The sequence below is a fragment of the Thioclava sp. UBA3469 genome, assembly GCF_002378135.1.
In the GTDB taxonomy this organism is placed as follows: domain Bacteria; phylum Pseudomonadota; class Alphaproteobacteria; order Rhodobacterales; family Rhodobacteraceae; genus Thioclava; species Thioclava sediminum.
This window is the reverse complement of the sequence record NZ_DFRG01000197.1, coordinates 1-10,539: the sequence shown is the minus strand read 5'-3', so window position 1 is coordinate 10,539 and position 10,539 is coordinate 1. Positions and strand designations below refer to the sequence as shown.

9 protein-coding genes are annotated in these 10,539 nt (G+C 63.6%); 4 read left to right on the top strand and 5 right to left on the bottom strand.

Translation table 11 applies throughout. The annotated features are described in order from the left end of the window. From B3D39_RS14265 to B3D39_RS14250, 4 genes are all read right to left on the bottom strand, one after another. Positions 1-577, bottom strand: a 577-nt coding sequence (locus B3D39_RS14265; RefSeq protein WP_286789823.1) for an MFS transporter, incomplete at its 3' end; no start/stop codon positions are given. A gap of 118 nt (positions 578-695) precedes the next feature. Continuing rightward, on the bottom strand, positions 696-1,685 hold the full coding sequence (locus B3D39_RS14260) for a PAS domain S-box protein (protein ID WP_274963127.1): 990 nt from the start codon (positions 1,683-1,685) through the stop codon (positions 696-698). A 141-nt stretch (positions 1,686-1,826) separates the two neighbouring features. Next, entirely contained in the window at positions 1,827-2,726 is a 900-nt protein-coding gene (locus B3D39_RS14255; protein ID WP_274963126.1) for an HAD-IIA family hydrolase, read from the bottom strand. A gap of 116 nt (positions 2,727-2,842) precedes the next feature. Beyond that, the gene (locus B3D39_RS14250; protein WP_274963125.1) at positions 2,843-3,625 is read right to left on the bottom strand and encodes a DeoR/GlpR family DNA-binding transcription regulator; all 783 of its coding nucleotides are present in this window, start codon (positions 3,623-3,625) and stop codon (positions 2,843-2,845) included. A gap of 181 nt (positions 3,626-3,806) precedes the next feature. Between B3D39_RS14250 and B3D39_RS14245 the strand changes: the two genes are divergently transcribed. Further along, the gene (locus tag B3D39_RS14245; RefSeq protein WP_274963124.1) at positions 3,807-5,444 is read left to right on the top strand and encodes a Na/Pi cotransporter family protein; all 1,638 of its coding nucleotides are present in this window, start codon (positions 3,807-3,809) and stop codon (positions 5,442-5,444) included. Between the two features lie 27 nt (positions 5,445-5,471). Here the strand turns inward: B3D39_RS14245 and B3D39_RS14240 are convergent, their stop codons facing one another. Then, positions 5,472-6,404: a LysR family transcriptional regulator gene (locus tag B3D39_RS14240; RefSeq protein WP_274963123.1), complete on the bottom strand. Its 933-nt coding sequence runs from the start codon at positions 6,402-6,404 to the stop codon at positions 5,472-5,474. 135 nt (positions 6,405-6,539) lie between these two features. Here B3D39_RS14240 and chvE point away from each other — a divergent pair, with 135 nt between their 5' ends. The 3 genes from chvE to mmsB all read left to right on the top strand — a co-directional run bounded on the left by chvE (position 6,540) and on the right by mmsB (position 10,408). Next, positions 6,540-7,595 carry a multiple monosaccharide ABC transporter substrate-binding protein gene (chvE, locus tag B3D39_RS14235; RefSeq protein ID WP_274963122.1) on the top strand — a complete coding sequence of 352 codons (1,056 nt, stop codon included), beginning with the start codon at positions 6,540-6,542 and terminating at the stop codon, positions 7,593-7,595. Between the two features lie 81 nt (positions 7,596-7,676). Continuing rightward, the gene (gene mmsA / locus B3D39_RS14230; RefSeq protein WP_078520306.1) at positions 7,677-9,197 is read left to right on the top strand and encodes a multiple monosaccharide ABC transporter ATP-binding protein; all 1,521 of its coding nucleotides are present in this window, start codon (positions 7,677-7,679) and stop codon (positions 9,195-9,197) included. Positions 9,198-9,205: 8 nt separating this feature from the next. Next, positions 9,206-10,408: a multiple monosaccharide ABC transporter permease gene (gene mmsB, locus B3D39_RS14225; protein WP_078520305.1), complete on the top strand. Its 1,203-nt coding sequence runs from the start codon at positions 9,206-9,208 to the stop codon at positions 10,406-10,408. Positions 10,409-10,539 lie beyond the last annotated feature (131 nt).

Genomic DNA, 10,539 nt, shown 5'->3' with positions numbered 1-10,539 from the left:
GCAGGCGCCACGCCCACTCCGCGAGCGTCTGAGCATCGAAGAGGTTCGTCACGAGCGCCGCCGCCCCGACGCCCAGAAGCGAGCCCGACATGGAGCCGATATTGGCCCAGCTCCCCGTCAGGCCGCGTTTCTTCAGGGGCGCAGTCTCGACAAGATATGTGGCCGAGGACGAGAACTCCCCGCCGACCGACAGGCCCTGCAGCAGCCGCACCAGAACCAGAAGCGCCGGCGCCAGAACGCCGACCTGCGCATAGGTCGGCAATATGCCCAGAAACAGCGTCGGCATCGCCATCATCACGACCGAGATCTGCATCGTGCGCGCGCGCCCGTAGCGGTCGCCGAACCAGCCGAACACCGCTGCGCCAAGCGGGCGCATCAGGAAGCCGGCCGCGAAAATCCCGTAAGTCGCGATCAGGCCCGCGGTCGGATCGTTGGACGGAAAGAAGACCGGGGCGATGACGCCTGCAAGATAGCCGTAGAGCGCGAAGTCGTACCATTCGACCACGTTGCCGATGAAACCGGCCATGATCCGATGCCGAAGCTCTGCCGGTTTTGCTGTGCTTCCGTCCGGTGCCATGGTCGGGCCTCGCGATTTTCTTTTTATCTTCGCGACATAGGTAGCCTTTTCTTCGGGCTGGACGCAAATCGCGACGCCTGAAACCCAAATCGCAGGGACAGCTCCGCGCCCGGCGGTCTCACGGCATCTGCGCTACGGTGGTCAGATCGAGGTCCAAAGCCGCGACCAATCCTTCTGGCGTGAATTCGCGCGAGAAGCTGCCGCCGAGCGAGGTCGACACGGTGAGTCGGCAAAGCGACGTGCCGAACCCTTTGCTTTCACTCTTGCCGGATCCCGCTTCGGTGACGCCGGGCTCTTTCCATGCAAGTCGGAAGCGCCCGTCCTCGATCACGGCGTTTATTTCGACGCCATGACCTTCCCGCGAGAGCCCCCCATATTTCACCGAATTCGTCGCAAGCTCAAAGAGCACAAGCGTCAGCGGCGTGATCGCAGCAGGGCGCACCTGAATATCCGGAAGCGAGGTCTGAACGCTCACCCCTTCGCTGAAGGGTTTCAGGATCGTGCTCACGAGATAGGAGAGCGGCATGCCATCGGGTTGTTCGCCCGAGGGGTCGTTCACCGTCATCGAGTTGAGCGACGCGATGGCGTGAAGGCGGCTGCGCATCTCTCTACTGAGTTGCTCCGCGCTGTCTGCCTGCCGCGCGGCGACGGCAATCAGGGACGCGGCCACGGCGAAGGCGTTGCCGACCCGGTGGCGCATCTCGGACAGGAGCAGTCTCTGCTGCTCCGCCAGTTGATGCTGCAAGGTGATGTCGCGCGCGATCTTCGACGCGCCGACGACTTGGCCATCGGCATCTCGCACGGGCGAGACGGTCAGAGACACCGGAACGGGGCTGCCATCCTTGCGCTGGCGGATCGTCTCGTAATTGGCGATCCGTTCGCCGCGCCGCAGACGGGCGATGAAATCGACCTCCTCATCCATCCGGTCGTCGGGAAAGATGATCGTGATCGGCTGACCGATGGCTTCTTTGGCAGTGTAGCCGAACAGGTTTTCCGCGCCGCGATTCCAGCTCAGGATGATGCTGTTGAGGTCCTTGGTGACAATCGCATCTTCCGAGCCTTCCACAATCGCAGCCAAATGCTGTTGGATGCTTTCTGGTGAGTCCATGACAGGTCTGGCCTCCGTGCTCCTCGGGGGACACACATACTAAAAGGTGCATATCAAGTATAGCCCATCGCGGTCGGGGCGGGAGCGCGCGCGATGACTTTGAAAAATCACATCATTTCGCAGGGGGCAGCGGCGGCGCACTCACGGTCGTTCCAGAACGAAATCCGGAACGATGCCGCAGGAGGCGATGGCCGCCTGCGCGTCTTCGCCGCCGAAGAAACCGTATCCCGCGATCAGGGCAGAGCGAATTCCGGTCGCCTGTGCGCCGAGAATGTCGGTGTGCAGGCTGTCGCCCACCATCAGCACGCGCGCAGGATCGACCGGACCGAGACGCGCGAAGGCGATGTCGTAGATATTGGTGAAAGGCTTGCCGTAGAACTCCGGCGCCACACCCGTCGCATCGGCGAGCCTATGCGCGAAGTGACCCGGCTCCTGCGAGAAACCGACCTCACGGGGGGCGACGATATCGGGATTGCCGACCCAGACCGGGCGCGGGTTGTCGCGGATGGACGCTTCGAGCAGGTCTTGCCGCTCTTCGGTCCAATCCGCCGCGCCGATCAGCAGGAACCCTTCGGCTGCATCATAGGCGGCACGGTCTTCGGCGAGCCATGTCACGTCGAACTGATCCAGCTCGTCATCGCCTGCCGTGTCGCTCGCCATCAGGCCCCATGCGCGGGAAGGGGCTTCGCGCAGCGCCGCGACAATGGCGGTGCGGCTGGTGACGACATCCTCGGGCGCGAAGTCATAGCCGAGCCGTGTGTATTTCCGCATCAGGCTGTAATGCGGCACGCCCGCCGCGTTCGACACGACCATCACCCGCTTGCCCTGCGCTTGCAGCGTCGCGACGCGCTCGGGCGTGCCCTCGATCGCGGTCTCGCCGATATTGAGCACGCCGAACGCATCGAGCAGGAACACGTCGAACAGATCGGCAAGCTCCGAAAGGTCGCGGGCCATCTGGCTTGTCGTGCCCGCGCCGGGGGAGGGAAGTCGGTGGCGCGCGCGCTCATAGGCTGCGAGCGCTTCCTGCGCGGTCATTGTCATCAGAGGATCGTTCCTTGCACCTTCGCCGATATCCGTTCGCTTACCACTACTGCGGCAAGGATCACCAGCAGGTTCAGGCGTGCGGCGCGCTGGCATTCCTGCCCTTGTCAGAGGCGTCACTTCGCGAGCAACACCTCCACGGCGTTCTCGCGCAGCGCCTCTTTCAGATCGGCCGGCGGTGCGCGGTCCGCCACCACCGAGGCGAGCGCGCCTAGCGTGGCGGCGCGGGTGAAGCCGTGAATGCCGAATTTCGACCCGAGGATCAGCAGCATTCCGGCCTGCGCCTGAGCGAGCATCACGCGCTTGATCGCGGCGAAGCCCGGAATGGTCTCCGACACGCCCTCGATCGAGAGCGCTGTGGCCCCGATCACCGCCCGGTCGACATGATGGCGCGACAGGAATTCGAGCGTCTCTTCGCCCACGACCGCCGATTCCGTCGGCAGGTAATTCCCCGGGGCAAGGATCACCTCCGCCCCGTCGCTTCCGCCTAGAAGCATGGCGATGGGCAGGGAATTGGTGATGACGCGGCAGGGCGTGCCTGCCATGGCGAGAAACCGGGCCATCTGCTGCGTGGTCGAGCCGGAGTCGATCATCAGCGTTTCGCCGGGCGCGACCTGCGCGGCGGCCATGTGCCCGATCCGCTCGCGTTCCTGAAACTGGTCGCGTTCGCGCTCGTCCAGCGTCGGATAGTGCCCCGGATGGGGGCGCGAGGCACCGCCATGCGCGCGGTCGATCAGCCCCTTCTCTTCGAGCGCATCGAAGTCGCGCCGGATCGTTTCTGTCGAGACGCCGAACTGCGCCGCGAGTTGCGAGATGCGCAGGTGGGGGCGCAGCTTCAACTCGAACAGGATCTGCTCGCGCCGGTCGCGTTTGCGCAGTCGCTGTCCCTCTTGTTTCACGCTCGCATCCATCGCTTTTCCCGAAGGTGAGAAACCTCACCGAACTTTAAAATTGATGTGGCCTATGCCGCATAAATTCAAGAAAAATGTTGCGAAACCCACATTTTGATGCAGTTTAACGAGGTAGAACCGCGTGTCCTTGGAGGACTTCCGAAGCCAAACGCGGGATTTGGGAGAGCTTATGATCTATTTCCTGATCAATCTCGCGGGCGCGGTGGCGCTGCTGCTCTGGGCGGTTCGTTTGATCCGCACCGGGGTCGAGCGCGCTTTCATGGCCTCGCTGCGCCAATTCCTGCGTCGCACGGCAGGCACGCGGATCAGTGCGATGGCGGCGGGGACGGGGGCGGCGATGCTGCTGCAAAGCTCGACCGCCGTCGCGATCCTGACTGCTGGTTTCGCCGCGAGCGGGACATTGGCTGCCGTGTCGGGTGTGGCGCTGGTGCTGGGCGCCGATCTGGGCTCGTCCATCGTGGCGCAGATCCTGCTCTCGCCGATCCATGTTCTCGTGCCCGCGCTCCTCGTGATCGGGGTGACGCTGTTTCTCAAATCAAAAGCCCGGCGACCGCGCCAAGCGGGGCGCATCTTCGTGGGGCTCGCGCTGGTGCTGCTCTCGCTGGGTCTGATCGGCGAGGCGACGGCGCCCCTGCGCGACAGCGAACTGGTAGACGCGGTGCTGACCCGGCTGGGCAGCGATCTCGTCTCGGCTTTCGTGCTCGGGGCTTTGTTGACATGGGCGATGCATTCCTCGATCGCGGCGGTCTTGATGTTCGTGACCTTCGCGGGCCAGGGCCTTTTGCCGGGGACGGGCGCTGCGGCGATGGTGCTGGGTGCGAACCTCGGTGGGGCGATCATCCCGGTGATGCTGACGCTGTCGGCAGATCCGATTCCACGCCGGATCATGGTCTCGAATTTCGTCCTGCGCGGGGGCGGGGCCGCGCTGGTGCTGATCGGTCTGATGGCCTTCCCGCATGCGCTCGACTTTCTGGGCGCGACGACAGCGCGGCAGGTGATCAACCTGCATCTGGTCTTCAACCTCGGCGTCGCGATCCTGTCGCTCCCGCTGATCCCTGGGGTGTTGCGCCTTGCCGAGGCGGTCGTGGTCGAGCGCAAGGACCTGTCGCCCTCCCGGATTACCGCGCTCGATGAAAAGGGGCTGGGGGACGCGGGTCATGCCCTTGGCAATGCGGCGCGCGAGTTGCTGCGCATGGGCGAGCAGGTCTTGGAGATGCTGCAGCCGGCGCTCGGTCTTTTCGTCCGTTGGGACCCGGAGGTCGCCGCCCGCATCAAGCGCAACGAGAGCGAAGTCGATCGGATGCATTACGAGATCAAGCTCTATGTCGCGCGGCTAAACGAGACGCGGCTGAGCACCGAACAATCCCGGCGCGCGATGGAGATCGCGATGGTGGCGAACCATCTCGAGGATGCGGGCGATCAGATTTCGACCAATCTTGTCGATCTCGCGCAGCGCATCCACGAACGCGGCCTGACCTTCTCGGAAGAAGGGCTGCGGGAGCTGACCGATTTCCATGACCGCGTCACTTCGAACACGCGTCTGGCCCTAAACGTTTTGATGTCGGGGGAGATCGACGATGCGCGCCAGCTCGTGGAGGAGAAAGACCGCACCCGCGCCGCCGAGGCCGAGTTGCAGGCGGCCCACCTTGCGCGGCTGCGCGCGAATAACAGCGCCTCGATCGAGACCACGAATATCCATCAGGAAACCGTGCGCGCGCTGAAGCAGATCAATACGGACGTGACCTATGTCGCCTATCCGATCCTCGAACAGGCAGGCGATCTGCGCGCGACGCGCCTGACCGGGTGAGCCGCTCGGACTCGTGCCTTCCTTGACTCAGTTTCCTTGCGCGGAAAGTCGCAACAGCTCTTCACGCAATCTAAGGGCAAGCGGAGACAGGGGCCGACGGCGCAGGCCCAGCAGGTAATAGGACGACACCCGAAATTCTTGCTGGATGCGCAGAACCGCGAAGCCCGCGTTGACGGGCTCGCGGATAAGAAGCTGCGCGACCTCTTCCGAAACGGCAGCCACGGCGTCGCTTTGCGCGAGATAGGCGATGGTGAACAGCAGCGACGGGCTGTTCACGCAGTCGCGCGGCTCGGACAGGCCAAGCGCCGCGAAGGCCTCGAAGGTCGCCTCCCGGATCGGCGCACCGCGCTGTTGCAGGATCCATTCGTAATCTCCCAGTTCGGTCATCGTGACGAAGGGCGAGCGGGCCAGCGGATGATTGGCGCGAACGAGGAACACAACCTTCTCGTCGCGCATCGGCGTGATGTCAAAAAGCTCGCTGTCGAATTCGGGCAGAACCCGGGCGAGGATGAAATCCATCTCTCCCGCCGCGAGATAGCCCAACAGATCGCGTGACGGCAGAACTTCCACGGAGATGTCGCTCTCGGGCGAGGCGCGTTTGACGGCGCGGATCGCGGGCACGAGATAGCCCACCGCAGGGCCGGTCACCGCGCCGATCCGCACGCGCCCGGCATGACCGCTGCGCAGCGCCTCGATGTCGGAGCCCATGCTCTCGAGTTCGCGCAGAACGGCCCGGGCGCGGCGCAACACCGCCAGCCCGATCTCTGTCGGCTCCATGCCCTTGGGCTGCCGGGTAAACAGCGGCGCATCGACCCGGCGCTCAACCTCGGCCAGCATCCGGGACGCGGCCGGCTGCGTCATGGCACAGCTTTCGGCGGCGAGCTGGAGTTGCCCGGACTCGGCGACCGCCCGGATCAGGCGCAACTGCGCCGGTTTCAGCATCAGGTGAGAAAGAGGCATATCACTTTCGGTATGCAGATTGCGTTGAATGTAATTTTATCATCATGCTCCCACATTGCTAGTGTTTCTCCCACGCCCGGTATCGGGCTGCGCGAGGAGGACAGACGGGTCGCGCACCGTCATAGGGAGGACACCATGAAAATCAAAACCGCCGCCGCAGTGCTGGCGATCGGCACCGCTTTGCTCGGTTCCGGGGCTTGGGCCGAAACCGTAGGCATCTCGATGCCGACCAAATCGTCGGCTCGCTGGATCTCTGACGGCAACTCGATGGTCGAACAGTTCCAGGAAGCTGGCTACGACACCGATCTGCAATATGCAGAAGACGATATTCCGAACCAACTCGCTCAGGTCGAGAACATGATCACCAAGGGCGTGGACGTGCTCGTGATCGCCGCGATCGACGGCACGACGCTGTCGAACGCTCTGGCCAACGCGAAGGCCGCCGGTATCAAGGTGATCGCCTATGACCGCCTGATCCGCGACACGCCGGATGTCGACTATTACGCGACCTTCGACAACTTCAAGGTCGGCGTGGAGCAGGCCAATTCGCTGGTGCAGGGGCTCAAGGAGCGTTTCCCCGACACCAAGCCGTGGAATGTCGAGCTGTTCGGCGGTTCGCCGGACGATAACAACGCTTATTTCTTCTATAACGGCGCGATGTCGGTACTGCAGCCGCTCATCGACTCGGGCGATATCGTGATCCCGTCCGGGCAGATGGGTATGGACACGGTCGGCACGCTGCGCTGGGACGGTGCCGTGGCGCAGTCGCGCATGGATAACCTTCTGTCGGCCAATTACACCGACAAGCAGGTGCAGGGCGTGCTCTCGCCTTACGATGGGCTGTCCATCGGCATCCTCTCCTCGCTCAAGGGCGTGGGCTACGGCTCGGGCGACATGAAGATGCCGATCGTCACCGGTCAGGACGCTGAAGTGCCGTCGGTGAAATCGATCCTCGCGGGCGAGCAGTACTCGACCATCTTCAAGGACACCCGTGAACTCGCGAAAGTCACCGTGGGCATGGTCAACGCGATGCTCAAGGGCGGCGAGCCCGAGATCAACGACACCGAGACCTATGACAACGGCGTCAAGGTGATCCCGTCCTACCTGCTCCAGCCGGTGCCGGTGGACAAGTCGAACTGGGAAAAGGTTCTGATCGGCTCCGGTTACTACACCAAGGATCAGATCGAGTAAGCCGGGCCTCCCCGACTTGCCACGCTGGCCGCCCTTCGGGGCGGCCAGTCCCCCCACTCGATTTGACGCCGGAGAGGTCGGATGACCACCCTTCTTGAAATGCGCAACATCACCAAGACCTTTCCTGGTGTGAAAGCGCTCGACGACGTCTCGATCGCGGTCCGCGACGGAGAGATCCACGCGATCTGCGGCGAGAACGGCGCGGGAAAATCGACCCTGATGAAAGTGCTCTCAGGCGTCTATCCCGCAGGCAGCTACGAGGGCGAGATCGTCTATGACGGCGCCGCTGCCGAATTCCGCGACATCCGCGATAGCGAAGATCGCGGCATCATCATCATTCATCAGGAACTGGCGCTCGTGCCGCTCCTGTCGATTGCCGAGAACATCTATCTGGGCAATGAACGCGCCCAGAGCGGTGTGATCAACTGGCAGGAAACCTTCCAGCAGACCGAGGGCCTGCTGAAGAAGGTCGGGCTGCGTGAAGCGCCCGGCACGCTGGTCGACAGCCTCGGCGTGGGCAAGCAGCAACTTGTCGAGATCGCGAAGGCGCTGTCGAAGAACGTGCGCCTCTTGATCCTCGACGAGCCGACTGCGGCGCTGTCGGAATCCGACAGTCAGGCGCTGCTGGATCTGCTGCTGGAACTGAAGGCGCAGGGCGTCACCTCGATCATCATCAGCCACAAGCTGAACGAGGTGAAGCGCGTGGCCGACAGCGTGACCGTGATCCGCGACGGCGCCACGATCTCCACGATCGACGCGCGCGGCGGTGACCTCACCGAAGACCGCATCGTGCGCGACATGGTGGGCCGCGACATGGCGCATCGGTTCCCCGACCGGACCCGTCGTGCGGGCGAGGTGCTCTTCGAGCTGAAGAACTGGAACGTGCGCCACCCCGAACATCGCGACCGCCAGATGATCCGCGACCTGTCGATGCATGTGCGCGCTGGCGAGGTGGTCGGCATCGCGGGGCTGATGGGCTCGGGCCGCACGGAACTTGCCATGAGCGTCTTCGGACGCAGCTACGGGCGCGATATTTCGGGCGAGGTGCTGATCCACGGCAAGCCCGCCGATGTCTCGACCGTCGACCGCGCCATCGCGGCGGGGCTCGCCTATGTCACCGAGGACCGCAAGAGCCTCGGGCTGATCCTCGAAGAGACGATCCAGCGCAACACCAGCCTCGCCAATCTCGGCGCGGTGGCGAAGAACGGCGTCGTCGAGGACTTCCGCGAAACTGAAGTGGCCGAGAAATACCGCCGCGACCTGAATATCCGCACGCCCTCGGTCTTCCAGAAGGTGATGAACCTCTCGGGCGGCAACCAGCAGAAGGTCGTGCTCGCGAAATGGCTCTTTACCGAGCCGGAGGTGCTGATCCTCGACGAACCGACGCGCGGCATCGATGTCGGCGCGAAATACGAAATCTACGGGATCATCAATGAACTGAGCGCGGCTGGGAAGGCCGTCATCATGATCTCTTCGGAGATGCCGGAACTTCTGGGCATGTCCGACCGGATCTACGTGATGAACGAGGGCAGCTTCGTAGGCGAGTTGAACGCCGACGAGGCCAGCCAGGAGCGCATCATGTCCTTGATCGTTAGGGAATAGGGAAAGTCATGGACCAGATCGAACAAGCGAATTCCGAGCCTTCGGGAGGCCTTGGGATCGGCGCCTATATCGCGCGCCACATCCGCGAATACGGACTGCTGTTTGCGTTGATCGCGATCATGCTGTTCTTCCAGATCGTGACGGGCGGCACGCTGCTCAAGCCGGTCAACATCACCAACCTGTTCCTGCAGAACAGCTACATCATCATCATGGCGCTGGGCATGTTGCTGGTGATCGTGGGGGGCAATATCGACCTCTCGGTCGGCTCGGTCATGGGCTTCATCGGGGCGTTCGCCGCGGTGTTGATCGTGTCGATGGACCTGCCGGTCGCGGTGGCGATCCCGGCTTGCCTCGTGATGGGCATGGCGATCGGCGCGGTGCAGGGCTATTTCGTGGCCTATTGGAAAATCCCCTCCTTCATCGTGACGCTGGCGGGGATGCTGGTGTTCCGCGGGCTGTCGCTCTGGCTGCTCGAAGGCCAATCTATCGGCCCCTTCCCGAAATCGTTTCAGGCGCTGTCGACCGGGTTCATCGCGGATCCGTTCGGCGTGGGACGTCCGAACATGCTGGCACTGGCGGTCGGTGTCGCCGCTGTGGTGCTGCTCGTGTGGCTGGGCCTGCGGGCGCGGTCCCGCGATGCGCGCTACGGGATCGAAGGTGAACCCCTTGGCCTCTTCGTGCTCCGCAATGCGATCGTCGCCGTGGCGCTTCTCTTCGTGACGTGGAAGCTCGCATGGTTCCGCGGCCTGCCGAACGTACTGCTGTCGATGGTGATCCTGACGATCATCTATGTCTTCGTGACCGAACGCACCACGCTGGGTCGCCGGGTCTATGCGGTGGGCGGCAATTCCAAGGCGGCCAAGCTGTCGGGCATCCGCACCGAGCGGCTGACCTTCCTGACCTTCGTGAACATGGGCCTTCTGGCCGCGCTCGCTGGTCTCGTCTTCGCCGCACGTCTGAATACCGCGACCCCGAAGGCGGGCTTCGCGGTGGAGCTCGACGTGATCGCGGCCGTGTTCATCGGGGGCGCCTCGATGTCGGGCGGCTCGGGCAAGATCATCGGCGCGGTTGTCGGCGCTTTCATCATGGGCGTGATGAATAACGGCATGTCGATCCTCGGGATTGGCATCGATTACCAACAGGTCATCAAGGGGCTCGTGCTGCTCGCCGCCGTCTTCTTCGATGTCTACAACAAGAACAAGGAAGCCTGAGATGTTGCTCTCGCAATTGACCCTTGCCGACGGATCGCGCGCCGTGGCCGTGCGCGACAACGGCCCCGCGCATCTGGTTCCGGGTGTCACCTCGACCCGCGATCTGGCGCTGGCCGCCATCGCCGCCGGGC